Consider the following 20,165-nt stretch of genomic DNA (forward strand, 5'->3'; position numbering starts at 1 on the left):
AAAAACATTATGCTCAAAAAAACTCTGCTATATAGCAGAGTTTACGAGCTAATTTGCTCTTGTAAAGAAATTTGTTTTTCATCTTCTAAAACGACAATCGATTCTACTGTTTTTGTAACTTCTAACCTTTTAATATAGCGCCCGTCTAATTCTTTCACACAAAACTTATAATTTTCAATTTCAATGGAATCCTCTTCAGCAATCTCTATATTCTTCGTTAATATCCAACCACCAATTGTATCAACACCATCATCATCAATCTCTAGACCAAATAACGTATTCACTTCACTAACGAGTACTTTTCCTTCTAGTATCGTCTTTGTTTCACTAACTTGTTGAATTTCTGGCTGTTCATCCGTATCAAACTCATCCTGAATATCTCCTACAATTTCCTCTAAAATATCTTCAACAGTAACAAGCCCAGATGTACCACCATATTCATCTATCAATATAGCAATATGTGTTCTTTCTTTTTGCATTTTTAAAAACAAATCATGAATTGGAATAGAATCAATAACTAAAATAATTGGTCTAACATATTGCTCTACTGTCTTTTTATTAACAGCTTTATGCTGTACAAACTCAGTAAAAATATCTTTAAAATTTACAAAACCTATTACGTGGTCTTTGTCGCCATCAACAACTGGATACCTTGTATATTTTTCACGAGACATTTTTTGCAAAGCTTCTTCAGCGGGCATTTCTTTACTTATAATATTCATTTCAGTTCGAGGTACCATTATTTCTTTTGCAATCCGATCATCAAATTCAAAAATTTTATTTACATATTTATATTCAGATTGATTAATCTCACCATTTTTATAACTTTCTGAAACTAACAACCGTAATTCTTCTTCCGAATGAACCTCATCATGCCCTTTCGGCGGTTTCAGCCCTAGCAGCTTCGTAATGATTCGAGCTGAACCATTTAATAGCCAAATGAATGGGAATGCAATACGATAAAAGAAAATTAACGGCTTAGAAACAAGCAAACTCACTTGTTCAGATTTTTGAATTGCAACTGTTTTTGGGGCCAATTCCCCTATTACAACATGTAAAAAAGTAATTAACAAAAATACTAAAATTACAGCAAAAATATCTGCGAGCTGAGTAGATATGTTCCAATTTGCAAAAAGCGTGTCGAACATTTGCTTTAGCGCAGGTTTACCAAACCACCCAATTCCAAGAGCTGTAACTGTTATTCCTAACTGGCAAGCCGATAAATATTCGTCTAAGTTTGTAATGACTGTTTTGACAGAAGTTGCACGATTATTTCCCTCTGCAATTAAATTGTCAATTCGTGAACTCCTCACTTTAACAATTGCAAATTCTGCTGCAACGAAAAATGCCGTTAAGGCAATTAAAACAATCACTATACTTATACTATATATGTCCAAATACTTTTCCTTACTTACATTGTAAGCAAGGAAGCCACCTCCTACTTAATTTTATTCAAGTGAAGTAAGCATTCTAATACTCTAACAAAATTCTACATTAGCAACCACCTTTTTATATATTATATGCATACATAAAAAAGATATTTATCATTATGATAATCTAATTCATTTCCCCTCGTCAAATCAAATTATTCTAAATCTTACGATGAATCATTTTTATATAAACGATATATTCTTCACAACTTAATTTCGTGAAAAAACACTTTCTTTGCCGATTCCACACTTCTTTTGTCATACCGGAAGGGAACTTACTTCATAAATCGAAATCATTCAACAGGATATATATAGGAGGGATTATTTTGGAATATAAAACACCATTTATCGCGAAAAAGTTAGGTGTTAGCCCCAAGGCTGTTGTCCGGATTGCACAACAATTAAATCTTACGATAGAAAAAAATAAATATGGTCACTTTATTTTCAAACAAGATGATGTAGATCAAATGTTAGAATACCATCGTTCTCAAATTGAGCATTCGCAAAACTCCCAACCTACTCAAAAAACATCATCAAATGATGTTGAAGAATTAAAAACTCAAGTAAACACAATTGTTCAAAACACATCATCAAATGATTTTGAACAATTAGCTAATCAATTACACACAATTACAAGAAGGCTAGATCGAATGGAGGAGCAAATGCAAGATAAGGCAAATGATGTCGTTACGTACCAACTTTTGCAACACCGTCGTGAAATGGAGGAAATGTTAGAACGAATCCAAAAGCTAGAAGCTTCCCTCAAAAAAGAAGAGCCCATATATATTACTCCTGATTCAAAACCAACATATGAAAGAGAAAAGAAACCGAAGCGCCGCAAAATGATTTTTAGTATATTTGGATTATGATTTTTAGACCCTTATTAAAACAATAAGGGTCATTTTTTCATGAAGGATACTGCCATATTAATATATCATTCTCTATATTATATATATTCACTTCTAATTATTTTGTTAACATAATATTCTTACTGTATTCCGCGATTAATGCCTGTGCATGAGCATTCCCTTGAATCACATCGCGAAATTCTTTTAAAGAATACAAATGCGTAACTCCTTTTCGAGCATGAATTCGCACTGGTACACCTTGTAAAGTATCATGAAACTGAAATGGATTGTCTATCGGCTCTATAGGAAAACCGAGTGTTAGTAGATACATATACATTCTTTTTGTAACTGCTGCAATATACCATTCCGCTTTCGTTTCTAACGCATGCACAAATAAAATAGCTGTTAGCCTTTTGAAATGCCCTCTCCCACGAGACGTTTTCGCAATACTTAGCTTGCCTATTTCATACACATTTTTTAAATCTTTCACTAAATCATTTTTAGAAAACGGATAGAAAAACTCAGAATTTGATTGTTCGGGTACCGTATACTTAATACACTCCACTGTACCTATATGATGCTCATCTTCTATTAATAAAAATCGTGTTGGATTTAAATTACGTTCTACGAACATTAAGTTTCTTTCTTCACAAAAATCTCCCCATAGTTGCTCGAACCAAAAATGTTCTTCCTTTGTTTGAACACGCTGGAACATATTTCCCCACCTTTCCCATCGTCGCTCTGTTTTGATAACGCTTTCACTATCTATCATATAAGAACAAATCTTCGTATGCAACTAAAAATATTTATGACTTATTATATTCTGCAAAATGAATTAAATTCCAACTTCGTCGTCTCTTACCTCACATGTACAGTTATTCTAATAACCTATGTGTATCACTTTTTAAATTACATCCTACCTACTTCCATACAGCATATAATTCTTCTTAATCTAAAAAAATCCTTTATGAAAAAGGATTTCTTTTACTTCTTATTATTTTTTAACCACTTCTCAAAGATTTGTACCATCCCATGTTTTCCTGCTAATTTCTCTTCTCCTTGTTTCGTCTTATATGGATATAATTGCAAAAAGACACCGCACCCAGATTCAATTTTTTTACTATGCATATGACTTCCTGGATATACACAAATAACTTCATAAATTGCCCGTCGATGAAAAACACGCTTTCCATTCTGTTCTTCTACATACTTTATAGACCAGTATTTATACATTTGCTCAGTCGCTTTCGTATTTCCAACGTGCTGAAAAATATTGTACATTGGGCTATACTTCACTTCAATAATAATAGAAGATTTATATACGTATTTCCCTTCTTCCTTTACATAACAGTCTAAGCGAATATCTGGTTTTTTTGTATCCTCGCCATTATAAAAGTTACTCCCTTTACTTAATGCAATAAGGGGGTGTGTTTCAATTAAGTCATTAAATGCAACATGGACCTTCATATCATCTTGATGTAAAACTACTGTCGTCCCATCTTGTAACCCATCTACATAAAAATGCTCTTGTATTTGTTCACGAATGGGATTTCTAGCTTTAAAACCAATTTGCTCTAGCATAGAAATAACGATAAAAAAAGCGTAATATTCATACACTAAAAACGTTGGTTTATATACAAATAATAAAGATGGAGATTGATCTGTATATTGTGGAAGTAAGTTTAAATGCTGTAGTAATTGTTGATGTGGAATTGGTAAATCGTATGAGTTCATATTACCCGTTTCAGAAACTTCTCTCCAAAAGGGGGAATATATTAAAGTTTTAAAGTATTGTACACTTTCACGTACAATATGAGCTAATATTTTATATTCTTGTATTTTCACAGAGCTTTTACGTAAATCGGCTTCTTTTAGTAAATGTATATTTTTATATTTTTGCTTCTCTCTATCAGTCACAGATCCATTACGCTCAATTGTTTGCATAATCGTTTTTACAGCTTGAAACTCTTCTAATTTTTTCTTTTTTTCTCTTTCTAATATTTCAATTGTTTGACGTAAAAAACTTTCGGCTTCAAGTAAATAATGATAAAATTGCATCGCTTTAAATTTAAGAAATGCATTTTCTCTACTATTTTTTTGTTCAATAAACTTACGATTATAATATTTCGTATAGGACTTTCTTTCCGCCATTATTGTTCCTTTTCTCGTTGCCTTCCGTTCCTTCACTTCCCATTTATATTCATGTATAAATTTTGAACTTGATTCAATCTTTTTAAAAACTTGTTTTATCTTTTTCATTTTTTGCGGCAACTTTCTAAGTAACACTAAATAAGAAGAATCCTCAATATCACTAAGGGCAGAGAAAGTCTTTTTATAATAACCTCTATCTAAAATCAACTCATTTAAAATTGACTTTACATAGTTTTGAATCATTTCAAATTGGTCATCAAAAAAATTTTTTGGAACGATTTGAAAAGCACCATAATACGTTGTGTCTTCTATACGAACTTCAAAATGATATAAACCACATCGCCATGGATAAAAGAATTCCGTTTTTCCATGTTCATAAATTAGTACCTTTTGTTTTTTTTCATTTATTTCGTATTGTGACTCTTTTATATTTTTCTGGCCCTCATACACTTTATTCCATATGAAAGTAATATTCATTGGACTTTCGTAATGGTAATGCAATCTTATCGGTTTTAATTCTTGTACTTTGTAAATACATTGAACTAATGCTGTAGTAGATGTGCAAAGACGATTTAATAAAATATACTCCCCTTTTGCCTCTGTTCCTATGATTAACTTTAATACAAAAGGGAGCGTTTCATTCGTATCAACAATTTCTGTTTCATACCGCTCTTCATTTCGCATATCCATACAACTCCAGTTCTCTACGTTTTTCTCTTATATATGCTAAAGAGTGTTCAAATGTAGAGACTCTGTTTGCAAGTGGCGATTGCAAAAGAGGTACTAAAGTCGCTCCCCTTTTTACTTCTTCAGAAAGTAATGACCCAACCATCATTTCAGTACCTCTTAATTTCGTCAGTACACGTTGCTTTATTTGTAAATCAAAACCTTCTTCTCTGCTAATCATATAAGAATGATTATTTTGAAATGGTATATTTTGCAAATACATAGCAATTGCATTTGCACATCGAAAAGAAATTCCCTTTGACGCATCATGTGATGACAATACAACATGCAACTTATCTAATAGCTCTAACTCTTCTTCAGAAAACACTTCAATCATAGATTTCTTTCTGATCCAATTTATCCGAAATTCTCCCGCTGTTACTTTCAGAGGTGGTTGTAATACACCTTTCTCTTGTACCATGCACATCTCACAAAACGGAATTTTTTGTAACGTAATTAAATTGGTTCGGTCTAATAATCGATCAGAGAGTTCTTTCGTTGTTTCATCAAAATTCACAGTACCTACAAAGATAATATTTTCTCCAATTTCAATTGTTGATGGAATTTGGTTTTCTAATTTCTGCGCACCCTCATACAAATTCAAAATACGATTTTCCTTTTCAAGTTGAAGAACAGATAGAAATGGAGTAAACCAATGCTCAATATGTGACATGTTCATTTCATCAAAAACGATTATATACAATTGATTTTGATTTTCTTTTGCCTTCATTAACGCTCTAACTAACTTTGTTTCACTTTCAATAAAAGTACCATTTGGGTGAAGATATCCAAGTAAATCATGTGGTTCTTGATACGATGGAGAAATCGGAATCCAAACCAATTCTTCTCCATACTGTAATCCAAGTGCCTCTGCATAAGCTTGCACAAAGCGTGATTTTCCAACTCCCGGTATACCACCAAGAATCGTTAACATATTTGTTTTTACACTTATATGAAAATTATAAATATCTGTTTCGTCCAAATACATCCCTTTATTACGCACCGTACTTTGTACATACTGTAAAAAGGATGATTCACGCTCATCCCATTCCCATACTTCCTTGTGTACTTTTATATCCTCTACTTCAACTAGCTTCCCTTCTTCCGTTATTCGTTTTTTTAATTGCTCATACACTTGATCACTTACGAAATACAATTGCTCTTCTACCGCAATTTCTACATGCTTCATCCAGTCACTTAAGTCTATATATTTACATTCTCGATTTTGTTCAAAATACGCGATTGAACTAATTGATGACTTTAACAATATATTTCCATATAACCTTCCATCATGCCACAGTAATTCAGGAGACTCAAAGTCTTTTGGATATTTCGGCATAAGAAATGATAAATAACCATTACAAAGCTTTCGTTCTAAAGACTCTCTTTTTTTATTATCTGCAACTTTAGGTGCTGGAATCATTTTATAGCCAGTTGCTATTTCTCTAGGTTCTTCTGTACATATTAACTCCACGTATACATTTCCTCTTTCATAATAAAGACGAAACATAACCAATTGCTTTTCTAATTTCTTCTTCTTTAATTCTGAAAAAATCTTTTCATTCTTTTTATTGCTACATAACCCTTCAAATATATAATGTTCATTTGTAAATTGCTCTTGTAAATTAGATGGTATTGGCGATAGACATTGTACAAAAAAATTCTCTCCATTCTTCTCTCTCTCCGCTTTTGTAAATTTCCCGATAAACCTCATATAGTACATTCGTTTTATAAAACTTGGCTGAAGAGCTTTATGTAATTTCATCTTAATCACCTTCTTTTTTCATACTATTCTTAGTGTATGAAAGAAAAAAAAAACTAGAAATAAAAAACCTGACGTTATCCGCCAGGTTCAAAATTAAAACGTATATTAATGAGATGGAAATGCTTTTTTCTCTTGTAAAATAGCATTGTGAGCAATTTTCATTTTAGCCAGTACATATCGTAATCGATCCTCAGCGTTTTCATCTTTATTTTGCTGCAACTCCGCTAAATTCTCAACAGAACTCGCTAAATTTTCAATTACTCCCCTTAGTTCAGGATGATGATTAAAAAAAGATTCTTGTACTAATACTTTCCTTAACTCACTAGCTAAATCAATTATTCTAGACAACTGTTCTTTTTCTTCCATTTTCATCCCTCCTGAATATCTTATGTATTAAATATTCTCTACACAAAGAAAAAAGCCCTTTAAATGAAAAGGACTTTTACATTTTTATCGTTCCAGTTATCAACAGATAAAGTGATGTGATAGCTGCGACAACAATTGCCCACATCACATATCTCTCTATACCTACAAAACAACGATTCCCTTTTTCTTTTCGTGCAAACATGTAAACGATAATCCCAATTCCATATACGATTGAAACGAGTAATAAATTCTTTAAACCCGCTGCATAAATAAGCCATACAGAATAAATAGAGGCAATTAAAGCTAACGAGCCATTTTTTACTTTTGCATCTTTTAGTTCATTTGTAATTACTAATTTGAATTGGTATAGCGCTGATAATAAATATGGTAATAATATTGATGTTGACGCAATAAAATACATAATTTGATATGTCGATTCTGAAAACAGAACAATTATAAATATAATTTGAGCAACGATATTTGAAATCCATAATGCCATGTGTGGCGTTTGCTTTTTATTTGTTTTCGTAAAGACCTTCGGAAACACGCCATCTTTTCCTGCTACGTGAGAAATTTCCGAAACAAGTAAAAACCAGCCAATTAATGTACCTACAAGTGACGCAACTAATCCAATATTAATTGCCATTGCACCCCATGGCCCAACAACATGTTCTAATACATGTCCCATTGAAGGAGTTTCTAAAACGGAAAGTTCTCCTCGCGTCATTACTCCCATTGACAGAACAGAAATTAAAATATAAATAGACATAACTAAAATTAATCCAAGTACTGTCGCTTTTCCAACGTCCCTACTATTTTTTGCTCTTCCTGATAATACAACTGCTCCTTCAACCCCAATGAACACCCATAGCGTTACAAGCATTGTATTTTTCACTTGACCAAGAATAGCGGAAAGTGAGATTGTTCCTTCTCCCCAAAAATCATGTGTAAATGTATCCCAGCGAAACGCTGTTACCATTACGACAATAAATAATAAGATCGGAACTAATTTCCCTACTGTTGCAATAACATTCATAATGGAAGCTTCACGAATTCCAAATAAAATTAGAAAATGAAGTGTCCATAGTAAAAGTGATGCACCTACGATTGACGCAACATTATTTCCACCTTTAAAAATTGGGAAGAAGTAACCTAATGTACTAAACAGTAGCATAATTGTTGCAACATTTCCTAAAATCCCTGCCAGCCAGTATCCCCAAGCACTGTTAAAACCAATATATTCACCGAATCCAGCTCGTGCATAACTATAAATTCCGCCCTCAAGCTCCGGTTTTTGTCTTGCTAACGTTTGATATACGAGCGCAAGTGGAATCATTCCCATTGCTGTAATACACCAACCAATTATCGTTGCACCACTATTTGCTCCTACTGCTAAATCATGCGGTAAACTAAAAACACCGCCACCAACCATCGTTCCAACTACTAATGCGATTAACGGAAAAAATCCTAACTTCTTTTCTATTTGTACCACCCCATCTGTCATTCTAGGTGTTATGTTCGTTCAACTATTAAAGTCACCTTTTTCTCTAATAGACGTTTCTCTTATATTTTTTCAGGAAAACATTACTTATTCTAAAAGAAAATGAAGAAAAATGGAATACTTTTTTGAAAAAATGTATAAGTATGCACAAAAAAACCGCTCATTTTGTAATGAGCGGTCATTTTAAACATATAAAATTGTATATTTCTTGTAAAATTAACGAAGTAAATTCTCTTTTTGTAAAAATTGTTTCGCTACTTCTTCACTACTTTTACCATTCACATTTACTTCATAATTCATTTTTCGCATTTCTTCATCTGTAATCTTTCCAGCTAATTTATTTAATACTTTTTCAAGTTCAGGATATTTTTGTAATGTCTCTTTTCTTAATAACGGCGCACCTTGATAAGGTGGGAATAATCCTTTATCATCTTTTAGCACTTTAAGTCCGTATTGCTCCAATTCACTATCCGTTGAATATGCATCGATTACGTTCACATCACCAGATTGAATTGCACTATAGCGCAGTTTCGGTTCCATCGTTTTAACATTTAAAAACTTATAGTTATATAACTTTTGCATTCCTTTATAACCATCTTCACGATCTGCAAATTCTAATGTAAATCCTACTTTAGCTTCCTGTGCAATATTTCCTAAATCAGAAATTGTATTTATATTCTTTTGATCTGCTATTTTTTTCGGCATCGCTAGTGCATATGTATTGTTATACTCCATTGGATTTAACATAACCATATTATATTTTTTTTCCATTCCAACGCGAGCTTGTTCATATACTTCCTCACGATTTGTACTTTTCGGTTCTTCTTTCACGAAAGTAGATAAGGCTGTTCCTGAAAATTCTGGGTATATATCTACTTCACCTGATTTTAACGCTTCAAATACAAATGCTGTTTTCCCAAGACCCGGCTTTAATTCTACTTGTAAATCTGTATCCTGTTCAATAAGTTGTTTGTACAGTTGAATTAAAATTTCTGGCTCCGATCCAAGTTTTCCAGCAATAACTATATCTTTCTTTTGTGTATTCCATAGAAATGGAGTAGCAATCATAACTACAACTATACATATCGTCAATATAACGCGCTTAGAAGAGCGTTTTGGACTCTCAAGTATGCGCAGTACTATATCAAAGAATAAAGCGAGTAACGCAGCTGGTACGGCCCCTAAAATGATAAGCGCATGGTCATTTCGATCGATCCCGAGTAGTATGAGCTTACCGAGCCCACCAGCACCTATTAAAGCAGCTAATGTAGCCGTTCCAACAATTAATACCATCGCTGTACGAATACCAGCCATAATAATTGGCAACGCGAGCGGAAGCTCTACCTTCCATAACCTTTTCCAGCTATTCATCCCCATAGCTCTCGCCGCTTCTATAAGTGATTCATCTAATTCCCGTATTCCTGTATATGTATTTCGTAAAATAGGTAATAGTGCATACACAACTAATGCGATTATAGCTGGCAGTTTTCCAATTCCTACTAACGGAATTAATAGTCCAAGTAAAGCAAGTGAGGGCACTGTCTGCATAACAGCAGAAGTCCCTATTATAAATTCAGCCATTCGTTCTTTTCTCGTTAATATAATGCCAAGTGGCACTGCAATAATTACTGCAAAAAATAGTGAAATAAGCGATATTTGTAAATGCTCACTTAATGCACTTAGCAATTCTATTTTTCTTTCTTGGAACGTTTGAATAAAATCAGTCACTGTTTAGCCTCTTTCCTTCATTTGTTCAACAATATAATTGACAATATGACGACTTGTTAACATACCAACATATTGACCATCTTTTTCAACCGGCACTGATTCTTCAGTTTGTAAACGGACTAGTGCTTCTTGTAAAGGAGCATGTAAAGATAAAGCAGCCCCTTCTACTCGTGTATGATCGTCTAGTGGCATTACATCTTCTATAATTATTCCCTCATACCATTGTCGTCCACGATTTCCAATGAACTCCTCAACAAACTCATTTTTCGGATTATGTATAATACCTTCAGGTGTATCTAATTGAACAACTTTTCCTGCTCTCATTACACAAATGCGATCACCAAGTGATAATGCCTCTTGCATATCGTGCGTTACAAACACGATCGTTTTTTGAATCTTTTTTTGCAGTTGTACGATATCCTTCTGAAGTTGCTCCCTGCTTAACGGATCTAACGCACTAAATGGTTCGTCCATAAGAACAATTTTCGGATTTGCGGCTAATGCCCGTACGACACCGACACGTTGTTTTTGCCCTCCTGACAATTCATCAGGCATACGATCACGATACACATCTGGATCGAGCCCAACCATCTGTAGCAAATCATCGACACGTGCTTTTATTTCTTTTTTGCTCCATTTTCTCATTTCAGGAACAACTGCAATATTTTCAGCGATTGTCATATGTGGAAATAAAGCAATTTGCTGCAACACGTATCCTATATTCCAACGTAATTCATTTATATTATATTGTTGAATATCTTTTCCATCGATTAAAATTGAACCTTCTGTCGTTTCAATCAAACGATTAATCATCTTCATTGTCGTTGTTTTCCCGCAACCACTCGGACCAATGAGAACAAAAAATTCTCCTTTTTTAATTTCTAAATACAATGAATCCACTGCTTTTGTGCCATCTTCATACGCTTTTGACACATGATTAAATTGAATCACAAATACAACTCCTTTATTGTTGTTTCCTTTATTTTGATGGAATATGGAATTCATTTCAAATGATACGCATTATTTCTATATAAAAAAGAGCTCACATTTGAGCTCTAACGGTCGAACAATATTGTTTTCATAATAGCAGCATATTCACGCACATACATTTTTCTCTTAGAACGCATTGGCGTTTCTGCAGCTAATGCCTCCATCTTTATTCCTAAACGCCTCGCAATTATTTTTGTTCGATATAAATGATACGTATTACTGACAACTACCGCATGTTTTACATCAAATAAATCCATACTAAACTTCAAATTTTCATACGTATTTGTCGAACGGTCTTCCATTAAAATACGACTCTCATCTATACCGTGTACCATTAAATAGTTTCTCATACTGTGAGCTTCCGGTATATCTTCATCTTCTCCTTGACCACCTGAAACAATTACTTTCACCTCAGGGTGAGAATATAAATATTCCAACGCTACATCCAAACGGTTTTGAAGTGATAAAGACGGTCTATCTCCAAATAACTTTGCACCTAATATAAGAACGTATGGAGAGTGATTACTCAATTTCTCACGAGCAACTTTATTCATTCGAAACGTCATATAAATAATGTATAGTGGCGGTAGTAATAAGATTATAAGTAATATCCATTTGTTCATAAATAAGTTAACACTCCCTTTCTTTTTATTATATAGAAAAAGAAAGGGAGGCAGAAGTAATTTTTAAACGAGTGATTTATTCGGAACATCCGCTCTGATTTTACGTTGTGATATCACATAGTAAAGAGCGATTCCTAATGATAGGATCAATATACAGCTTAATAGGTAAAATGGGAGCATTACCCCAACTTTAGATACACCTGCTGTAAACACCATTAATAATACTATTCGTATTCCTGTACCAATTAAGCGAAATAAGCTGTCCACTCGTCCCATTACTTCGTTTGGGATTTCCTCCATCATCAATACATTTCTCGCCACTCTTGTTCCAGCGTTTCCAATCGCATGAAAAATCGCTAGTCCATATAACAGCATTACGGACGGTTCAATGATCATTATGGTAATTGAAATTACATAAATGATCATCGTCAAAACGATTGAAACTTCTGTTTTGACATACTTCATTATGAGTGGAATACTGATTCCCGCAATAACCGCTCCGACACCGTACATCATACCTTCTACTGCGTATACAGAAGCATTGGCTTTAAGTATATCTGAAATATAAACTGGTATTAAATAATTTGCCATCATAACACCGATAAACGGCATATAAGTGGCAAGTAAAAACCAAAAAAGCTTAGGACACTTTTTCATAAAGTGAATTCCTTCGAACAATTGCTTCTTAAACGGTACTTTCCGTTTCACTTCTTTTTTCTTTACGTACGGTATACATAAGAAAAGAAAAAATGCTCCTGCAAAAGTTAACATATCTACTAACAAGATCCATTTCAAAGAAACAATTTCAATTAAAAAACTCGCAGCTGCTCCTGAAATAACTTGTGTTAACTGTCCTTGTATCTCCATCGTTCCACTTAAACTTTTATAATGTTCTGCTTGAAATATTTCTTGGTTAAATGCAAAAATTGTAGGATAGAATAATAGATAATAGAATGACCCTGCTATATAAATAATAATGTAATGAATAGAATGATAAGATTGCCCGGCAAATCCCCATATAGTCATCATTCCTATAACGGCTATCCCTATACCTTCGTTACATAACAATAAAGATTTTCTTGAAAAACGATCAATGCTTTGCCCAATGAATGGTGTGAATAAAAACATAATGAGGGTTGCAACGATCGAAACATAACCAAACGTTGTCTCTCCCCCACCTTCTTTAATTAACAACCATGGGATCGTAATCATAACAATCCCGGAACCAATAGCTGATAAACTATTGGCTCCTAGAATGTAATACAAGCGAGAATCATGATAAAGCGAGGACATATCACTCCACTCCTAGTTGTTTTTTCACCTCTTTATATACGCTCATATATGCTTTTAATTCTTTAACTACATCATGAATTAATGGTTTTGCATCTTCTCCAAGTTCACCATCTTGTACGTGAAGTCCATCAAGTACTACTTGTTTTGGGATTGCATTTGCGTAAACACCTCTAGCAACAGTTCGCATACTATTTAATGCGTTAATTCCTCCTTTACCGCCCCCCGCAACAGCTAGTAATGCGACAGGTTTATGGATAAACTCACTACTACTTAAGTAATCTAACGAGTTTTTCAGCGCTCCGCTCATCGCATTATGATATTCTGGTGTACATAGTACTACACCGTCTGCTGCTTTCACTAACGCTTTTAATTTTTTTACTGCCTCTAAATTACGTTGCGATTCTTCGCCATTATATAAAGGCAATTCCTCTATTGCTAAATCGTATAACTCCCCTTCAAATTGATCTGCAATATATTTTGCCACAACGCGAGTTCTACCTAATTTTCTTGGTGTACCGTTAATAACGACTAGTTTCATAAACAATTCTCCCCTTTGTTTTCAAATTCTACTTATATATTATCAGAAATTTCTATACAAAACACAATATAAAGAGGGAACTTCCTTAATCAAATAGTATGATACACGAAAAAAGAACTCATACTTTCGTATGAGTTTCGCGCTATTACTTTGTTTCACCATTCTGACTTATTGTACCTATGCTTTTATTTGCTTCAAAATGGTAATATGCTTTTTCCGCTAATTCTTTTCGTTCTTCTGGTAATTCTATATATTTCATTACGTTTTCAATTATTTTTTCGTACGGAGTAAATACAATTCCCGGCCACTCTACCTCATCTTCTGGATTACTATTTTCAGAAATAATAAATTTCTTATTTGCGACTGCATAAGACACGCGAGGTGTTTCAAGAATTCCTGATAAGTAAAAATGAATATTTAATATAATTTTAGCTCTAGCAATCAATTCATTTCTAACAATTCCCCACGCATTATTTTTAAAAACTATATTTAAATTTGGGGCAATCGCTTTTAGATGATCAAAAATAGCTTGCCGCCTCGGATTAAGAGCACCTATAAACAGAATATCAATATCTTCAGTAATGTCATCTTCAAATGCATCTTTTTTTATTTCCAAAGTTGGAGCATAGTTCATTTTTACATGTTTTATGTCTTTTCCTACCCCTTTTTGTTTTAGCCATTCTATATTTTGTTTACTATAATCCCAAATCACTCTATCTTTTAATAATATTAAATAAAGGGGGTGCGCATATGGACTTCCTTCGTATAGCTGTTCTAAATTATAAATAATTGCATCTTGCGGAAGGAGATTCGGGTTATAAGCGTATGTATGCGCTCCAAAAACAACTGTATTCTTTACATTTCCCAGTATTGTTTCTGATATAATTACTGTATTTCCCTCCTGCTCCAACCTCCATTTCAAAGCTCGCGCAACATCTATGAAACTACCGTACGTCTTCGGGCATATAAAAAGACAATAATCATATTCTTTATTCAAATAAACTTCCATTAATTTTAAATTATTTTTATATAAATCTACATCCGGATGTTTAAGTACCAACTCATTTGCATGTTTTCTTGCCACTTTATATAATCCAGCATAATAAGCAGCGATGCATCTTCTTAATTCGATTCTTTCCCGATCTTCATCTAATACATCCATGTTTAAAAGAAGATTTGCGATACAATACGCTTTTAAATGATCACGATCATAATAATAGTCTAGTAGTGGCATCAATTCTTCATACGTATTTCCATGCACCGATTCCCCAAGTTCAATCGCCCATCGTATTAATTCCATGATTATTCCACTACTCCTTTAACCGGAAATGTATTTAATAAAATTTCGCATTATTTTCTACCACAGTTGCTATATGAAATGGAATCTCTTCTTTTATCGATTCCAAATACTTTTGCGACACCGCCCCTAAATGTTTTTTATGAGGTATATAGAAAGCACTAATAGAAATTTCATAGTCAAATAAGTAATCATACACATGATAATCTACAAATAGAAGATCATCCTTTGGAAAAGGAATTTCCTTCCCTTGCAGAGCATACATCAAAGCAATATTGTTTTGAGATCGTAATCGATACAACCTTGCAAGTTGGTATAATGGTTCAGCCCGAGTTGGTCTATATTCCCACGCTTTTTGAAAATAAAAAACAGCTAATGCTAAATATTTCTCTTCTTGCCCTTTAACATTTTCTTTTTCATCAGCATCTGTCACTTCATTTTGTTTATTTGCTGAACGATTTGCTAACTGCTCATAACAAAATCCTATTCGCAATAACGAATAGAATACCTCTTCAACCCAACCCCCTGCTTCCACTCGTTTTTTATACCATTTAATCGAATCTTCAAATTGACTTAAATGAAAATAAGTCTGAGCTAAATAAAATAAATATCTTATATGCAAATCTGGCGTTGTTTCTGGGTCGTTTATTCCTTGTAACAACAACCTCTCATCTCTTTCAAATTTATCAGCTTTACTCCCGCCATCTCCGGGATCATTCACGACAAGAGTCTCTAACCGATCTACCCTCGTATTGTAATTCGCTCCAACTTTTGAGCGATCTATATCCCAATACTCATGAGTAACGCCGACAGATTTCCATGGTAAAGAAGCTTTCAAAAGACGTGTAAGCCAATATTTAATATGAACATCATATTGCAATGTAAGATAATGATCTTCCGTTAAGCTCGTTTTATCGAAATTCGGATCAACCTCTAAAATCATATCCGCATCTAATATTAATAAATAATCTGCTTCTGGATATGTTTTTTGCGCTAATGAAACAGCTAAACTTCTGTTATAACCAAAGTTTTTAAACGGCTCATGATGAACCGTCCCAGGTATCTCATTTTCCTTACACCAATTTTCAATAATTTCAGGCGTATTATCCGTCGATCCAGTATCACAAATAGAAACAAAATCTACAATTGATTTCGTTGCATTTAAACATCTTTCCATAATTCTAGACTCATTTTTGACGATCATACAAAGACATAACTTTTTTTCTTCCTTTACAGACTTCACTTGCTCATTTCCCATTTAACCACCTCATATTTTATTAACACGCTCTCCTCGTATGTAACAACATTTCTTAGCTATACTGATGACATAAGCACCCTTTTACTATTTATGAAAACTTCATTTTATTTATTCTTACTTTTATGTTGGGACATATTTCATGCTTCGCTTTATATTTGATACAATCCGTACAAAATGAACATATAGAATACATTGTTCAATCAATGAACGTTGAAGCTGTCATTTGTAAAAAAACGATGGTTGATTAGTATTTTTAAAATAGGAGTTTCTTACACTATATAAAAAAAAGAAACTTGCGCTTATGCACAAGTTTCTTTTCAAAAGCATTACTTATTTTTTTACAACTTCATGTCCACCGAACTGATTACGTAGCGCTGAAACTACTTTTCCGTGGAATGTATCATCTTCTTGAGAACGATAGCGCATAAATAATGACATTGCGATTACTGGTGCCGCTGCTTGTAACTCAAGCGCAGTTTCAACAGTCCATTTTTCTTCTCCTGAAGAGTTCATTACACCTTTAATACCATCCAGTTTTGGATCTTCTGCAAATGCTTTTTCAGTTAAGTCCATTAACCAGCCGCGGATAACTGATCCGTTCGCCCATACTTTTGCAACATCTTCATAATTGAAATCAAAATCACTTTTATCTAGCACTTCAAATCCCTCAGCGATTGCCTGCATCATTCCGTACTCAATTCCGTTATGAACCATTTTCAAGAAATGTCCACTACCATCAACACAACACTTCATTAAGGCACATTATTCTAAATTTATTGATGTAGTTGAGATGGACTCACTTTTTGAATTTGAACAAGTATATCAAACGCTTTACCTAATGATATATCAACTGTTTTTGGTATATCAGGCCCTTCGGTAGTTACTCCAGCGAAAATTGGATGTTGTTCGTTCAACCAAGTTTTTGTCACGCCATTTGCCTTACGTAAATCAATAAAAAATTGATCTTTTTTAACTTGTCCAAAGATGTAGTTATAACTGTTTGGATCATCCGATTTTAATATTCCATATGGGCCAAATTCACCATCGCTATTCTTGACATTGTATTGTCCTTCATAAACTGATGTTCCAATAGATACGTACCGTTTTCCATAATACTCTGCTAAATACTGCCCAGCTACTTTAGGGTATACAAAAGGAAGCATATTTGTTTTCGAAACGTGGCCATTATGCCCCCATACAATAGTTTTTCCTAAATGTTCTTCAGTCCACTTCGCATTTTCATACATTGCGATATCATGTTTCAAATATAAATCAGATGGTTTATCAGGAGGTGACGTTAACATTGTAGTAAACTGTTCAATAATACGAGCATTTTGTTTTATCCATGCGAACTCTTTAGATTTCCCATTTAAATAACTTTTATTTCCCTCTAATAAAGCACTAATTTGTTTAGCATCTGAAATATACTTTTCTTTTTCTTCTTTCGTAAGACTTTCAAAAGTATTCATATCCTTTGTTACAGGAATAAGACCTTTTATCTTCTCTTCTATCCTCGGCACAAGTTTTGAATTGGTTCTTTTAATATATTCTATTATATTATTATAAACATTCTCGTTTACTGATTGAATGTCCATCCCGATGATACGCACTTTAGATTTATGTTTTGGATTAGCATTATATTGCCGAATCCAATCAAGTAAATCTAACATTTCTTTCGTCTTAAATACAGGTGATAGATGTTGGCTTGGATTTCCCTCACCAGTAAGAACATATCGATCAAGTTCTAAAGCTCTGTCCCACCCCTCTTCTAAAACTAGGTTGGTAAAGCCCTTTTCAGATACTAAATAATTCACAATACGGTTTTTCATCGTAAAAACTTCATGAGCCCCATGCGTAGCTTCACCTAAACCTACAATTGAAGCTGAACCTACCATATTCTTAAGTGGTTTTAAATCATTAAAAGGTGAATTTGGATTCGTTGTTCTTAAAGGCTTCGCGTGCATTTCTAACCATTCCGCTATTTGATTTTTATTGTAGGGAGCTGTAACAGAAACTCCTGTTTTCGAGTCTGCATAAGTACTTCCTACAAAATTAGTCAGTATTATAGCAGAAACACCAAATGCAGTAATCATTTTCTTTTTCATAAAACCCTCCTGAAATATTTTCTTAAAACGATAGCGTTCTTTTATACTTAATTACGAGTATTAAATTTTTTAGAGCAAGTTGTTTTTTGCACCAAAATGATATATTTTAAACTATAAACCTATGACAAAACTTATCCATTTCGCCTTTTTGCCTACTTCCTAAATTCAGCAAGTAAAATACTTTTAAAAGGATCAGGATTACTAAAGTTAAAGCTGTTCAAATTGACGGCCAATGTATGTTTGCCTCCAAGTGTTCCACCAACAAAAGTGGAAAACCCTAGAACGCTACCTCTATGTCCCCATACCGAGACACCATTCGGAAGCTTAAATTCAACGATTCCAAGACCATATCCCGTTCCTTCTCTATCTGTAGGAACTGTAGTAAGCATTTGATTTAGCTGCTGTTCCTTCAGCAATTTACCACTGAGTAAGTATGAGAAGAATTTATTTAAATCGTCAGCAGTAGAAATCATATCCCCATCCGAGCTACCTGGGTTAATATACGTAACGTCTTTTAGCTCACTTGCTCCGTCTAGTTGGATATAGCCACGGGCATGCTTCGTGCCTGGAATTACGCTTGAATTACCAGGTAGAAATGTATTTGACAAATCAAGCGGTTCAATAATCCGATTTTCAATCTCTTCCGCATAGCTGTTGCCAGTTACTTTTTCAATAAGGATCCCCAGTAATACGTATCCTGTGTTTGAATAAGACCAACCCTTTCCTGGGGCAAATTCTGGGGGAAGTGAAATCCCCATCTTTACAAATTCTTCAGCCGTATACGATTTTTTTGTATCCATAATATCGAAGTCTTTTGAATTCATATAGTCAGCAATACCACTTGTATGATTCAATATTTGCCGGATCGTAATCTGGTTACCATCATATCCGTTTCCTTGAATGACACCAGGCAACCATTTTTCAATGGAGTCGTCTAAATTCAAACGATTCTCTCCAGATAATTGAAGTAGAACTGTTGCAATGAACGTTTTCGTCACACTGCCAATACGAAAGCGAAAATCTGCTTTCATTGGTTTCTTGGTTCTCACATCCGCTATCCCAGCGGCATAACTCCAAGTTTTACCACCCTTAGAAATGTTAGCGAGTATTCCCGGGTATCCAAGTTGTAGTGCATCCCGTATTGCGTTCTTAACGGAAGTACGATCGCTTTGAGTACTTGTTTGTAACGAACTAGATACATTTTGCGTAGATTCTGCTTTTACAATTGAGTTTGATGTTATGTATAACAGGGAACTTCCACCTATTAAAAGTGCTAGACTGGCACATGTAATTTTACTGCGTTTTTTCATAAAGCATTCCTCTCCTCTTATTTAAATTGTATTGATGGTTGATAGGTATCTCATATGCTAATCACACAGCTATCAACCCTCCCAATGATAAAAGTCAATACTGAATTTGCAATCATCTATAGACCAATTATTTCTTCAAACAACTCTCTGACCTAATAAATGATTAATCCCTCTTCTTCAGATATCTGTTAACTCTGTCTCTTATACACATCTGACGCTGCCGACGAAGCTAGAAG

The 20,165-nt window shown here is 33.9% G+C and carries 16 protein-coding genes and 2 pseudogenes; 2 read left to right on the forward strand and 16 right to left on the reverse strand.

What is annotated here, in order from left to right; translation table 11 throughout:
• Positions 1-41: 41 nt before the first annotated feature.
• Complete coding sequence (locus JDS92_RS14955; protein ID WP_087971273.1) at positions 42-1,397, reverse strand: hemolysin family protein; 1,356 nt, start codon at positions 1,395-1,397, stop codon at positions 42-44.
• 359 nt (positions 1,398-1,756) lie between these two features.
• Between JDS92_RS14955 and racA the strand changes: the two genes are divergently transcribed.
• Entirely contained in the window at positions 1,757-2,299 is a 543-nt protein-coding gene (gene racA / locus JDS92_RS14960; RefSeq protein WP_097956792.1) for a chromosome-anchoring protein RacA, read from the forward strand.
• 97 nt (positions 2,300-2,396) lie between these two features.
• Here the strand turns inward: racA and JDS92_RS14965 are convergent, their stop codons facing one another.
• From JDS92_RS14965 to JDS92_RS15020, 12 genes are all read right to left on the reverse strand, one after another.
• Positions 2,397-2,993 carry a hypothetical protein gene (locus JDS92_RS14965; protein ID WP_000487809.1) on the reverse strand — a complete coding sequence of 199 codons (597 nt, stop codon included), beginning with the start codon at positions 2,991-2,993 and terminating at the stop codon, positions 2,397-2,399.
• 269 nt (positions 2,994-3,262) lie between these two features.
• Positions 3,263-5,113, reverse strand: coding sequence for a hypothetical protein (locus JDS92_RS14970; protein WP_001243344.1), 1,851 nt, complete (start codon positions 5,111-5,113; stop codon positions 3,263-3,265).
• Entirely contained in the window at positions 5,103-6,920 is a 1,818-nt protein-coding gene (locus JDS92_RS14975) for an AAA family ATPase (RefSeq protein WP_000766165.1), read from the reverse strand. Before JDS92_RS14975 ends, JDS92_RS14970 begins: the two co-directional genes overlap by 11 nt.
• 105 nt (positions 6,921-7,025) lie before the next feature.
• Positions 7,026-7,286, reverse strand: coding sequence for a hypothetical protein (locus JDS92_RS14980; protein WP_000391448.1), 261 nt, complete (start codon positions 7,284-7,286; stop codon positions 7,026-7,028).
• A gap of 76 nt (positions 7,287-7,362) precedes the next feature.
• Positions 7,363-8,790 carry a basic amino acid/polyamine antiporter gene (locus JDS92_RS14985; protein WP_087971277.1) on the reverse strand — a complete coding sequence of 476 codons (1,428 nt, stop codon included), beginning with the start codon at positions 8,788-8,790 and terminating at the stop codon, positions 7,363-7,365.
• 213 nt (positions 8,791-9,003) lie between these two features.
• Complete coding sequence (locus JDS92_RS14990) at positions 9,004-10,515, reverse strand: ABC transporter permease/substrate-binding protein (protein WP_199632095.1); 1,512 nt, start codon at positions 10,513-10,515, stop codon at positions 9,004-9,006.
• A gap of 3 nt (positions 10,516-10,518) precedes the next feature.
• Complete coding sequence (locus tag JDS92_RS14995) at positions 10,519-11,466, reverse strand: ABC transporter ATP-binding protein (RefSeq protein ID WP_199632096.1); 948 nt, start codon at positions 11,464-11,466, stop codon at positions 10,519-10,521.
• A gap of 104 nt (positions 11,467-11,570) precedes the next feature.
• A complete protein-coding gene (locus JDS92_RS15000) occupies positions 11,571-12,128 on the reverse strand; it encodes a YdcF family protein (RefSeq protein ID WP_001045784.1) in 558 nt (185 codons plus the stop codon).
• 63 nt (positions 12,129-12,191) lie between these two features.
• On the reverse strand, positions 12,192-13,421 hold the full coding sequence (locus JDS92_RS15005; protein WP_097872742.1) for an MFS transporter: 1,230 nt from the start codon (positions 13,419-13,421) through the stop codon (positions 12,192-12,194).
• Between the two features lies 1 nt (position 13,422).
• Positions 13,423-13,959: an NADPH-dependent FMN reductase gene (locus tag JDS92_RS15010; RefSeq protein ID WP_199632097.1), complete on the reverse strand. Its 537-nt coding sequence runs from the start codon at positions 13,957-13,959 to the stop codon at positions 13,423-13,425.
• 145 nt (positions 13,960-14,104) lie between these two features.
• Positions 14,105-15,259 carry a CgeB family protein gene (locus JDS92_RS15015; RefSeq protein ID WP_097956798.1) on the reverse strand — a complete coding sequence of 385 codons (1,155 nt, stop codon included), beginning with the start codon at positions 15,257-15,259 and terminating at the stop codon, positions 14,105-14,107.
• A gap of 34 nt (positions 15,260-15,293) precedes the next feature.
• Positions 15,294-16,514, reverse strand: a complete 1,221-nt coding sequence (locus JDS92_RS15020) for a tetratricopeptide repeat-containing glycosyltransferase (protein WP_199632098.1) — start codon at positions 16,512-16,514, stop codon at positions 15,294-15,296.
• A 170-nt stretch (positions 16,515-16,684) separates the two neighbouring features.
• On the opposite strand from JDS92_RS15020, the pseudogene JDS92_RS15025 reads away from it, so the two are divergent.
• Positions 16,685-16,762: pseudogene (locus JDS92_RS15025) on the forward strand (DUF2711 domain-containing protein); the annotation flags it as partial.
• A gap of 82 nt (positions 16,763-16,844) precedes the next feature.
• Here JDS92_RS15025 and JDS92_RS15030 read toward each other — a convergent pair.
• The 3 genes and pseudogenes from JDS92_RS15030 to JDS92_RS15040 all read right to left on the reverse strand — a co-directional run.
• A pseudogene (locus tag JDS92_RS15030) lies at positions 16,845-17,249 on the reverse strand (hypothetical protein); the annotation flags it as partial.
• A gap of 38 nt (positions 17,250-17,287) precedes the next feature.
• Complete coding sequence (locus tag JDS92_RS15035) at positions 17,288-18,619, reverse strand: erythromycin esterase family protein (RefSeq protein WP_000728396.1); 1,332 nt, start codon at positions 18,617-18,619, stop codon at positions 17,288-17,290.
• Positions 18,620-18,771: 152 nt separating this feature from the next.
• On the reverse strand, positions 18,772-19,929 hold the full coding sequence (locus tag JDS92_RS15040) for a serine hydrolase domain-containing protein (protein ID WP_000747390.1): 1,158 nt from the start codon (positions 19,927-19,929) through the stop codon (positions 18,772-18,774).
• Between the last annotated feature and the right edge of the window lie 236 nt (positions 19,930-20,165).

Origin of the sequence: Bacillus cereus group sp. N12 (assembly GCF_016483575.1) — a bacterium.
GTDB lineage: Bacteria > Bacillota > Bacilli > Bacillales > Bacillaceae_G > Bacillus_A > Bacillus_A toyonensis.

Coding starts and splice junctions, on each gene's coding strand:
- JDS92_RS14965 (WP_000487809.1), bottom strand. CDS start 2,993: ATGTTCCAGCGTGTTCAAACAAAGGAAGAACATTTTTGGTTCGAGCAA.
- JDS92_RS14970 (WP_001243344.1), bottom strand. CDS start 5,113: ATGCGAAATGAAGAGCGGTATGAAACAGAAATTGTTGATACGAATGAA.
- JDS92_RS14975 (WP_000766165.1), bottom strand. CDS start 6,920: ATGAAATTACATAAAGCTCTTCAGCCAAGTTTTATAAAACGAATGTAC.
- JDS92_RS14980 (WP_000391448.1), bottom strand. CDS start 7,286: ATGGAAGAAAAAGAACAGTTGTCTAGAATAATTGATTTAGCTAGTGAG.
- JDS92_RS14985 (WP_087971277.1), bottom strand. CDS start 8,790: ATGACAGATGGGGTGGTACAAATAGAAAAGAAGTTAGGATTTTTTCCG.
- JDS92_RS15000 (WP_001045784.1), bottom strand. CDS start 12,128: ATGAACAAATGGATATTACTTATAATCTTATTACTACCGCCACTATAC.
- JDS92_RS15005 (WP_097872742.1), bottom strand. CDS start 13,421: ATGTCCTCGCTTTATCATGATTCTCGCTTGTATTACATTCTAGGAGCC.
- JDS92_RS15010 (WP_199632097.1), bottom strand. CDS start 13,959: ATGAAACTAGTCGTTATTAACGGTACACCAAGAAAATTAGGTAGAACT.
- JDS92_RS15015 (WP_097956798.1), bottom strand. CDS start 15,259: ATGGAATTAATACGATGGGCGATTGAACTTGGGGAATCGGTGCATGGA.
- JDS92_RS15020 (WP_199632098.1), bottom strand. CDS start 16,514: ATGGGAAATGAGCAAGTGAAGTCTGTAAAGGAAGAAAAAAAGTTATGT.
- JDS92_RS15035 (WP_000728396.1), bottom strand. CDS start 18,619: ATGAAAAAGAAAATGATTACTGCATTTGGTGTTTCTGCTATAATACTG.
- JDS92_RS15040 (WP_000747390.1), bottom strand. CDS start 19,929: ATGAAAAAACGCAGTAAAATTACATGTGCCAGTCTAGCACTTTTAATA.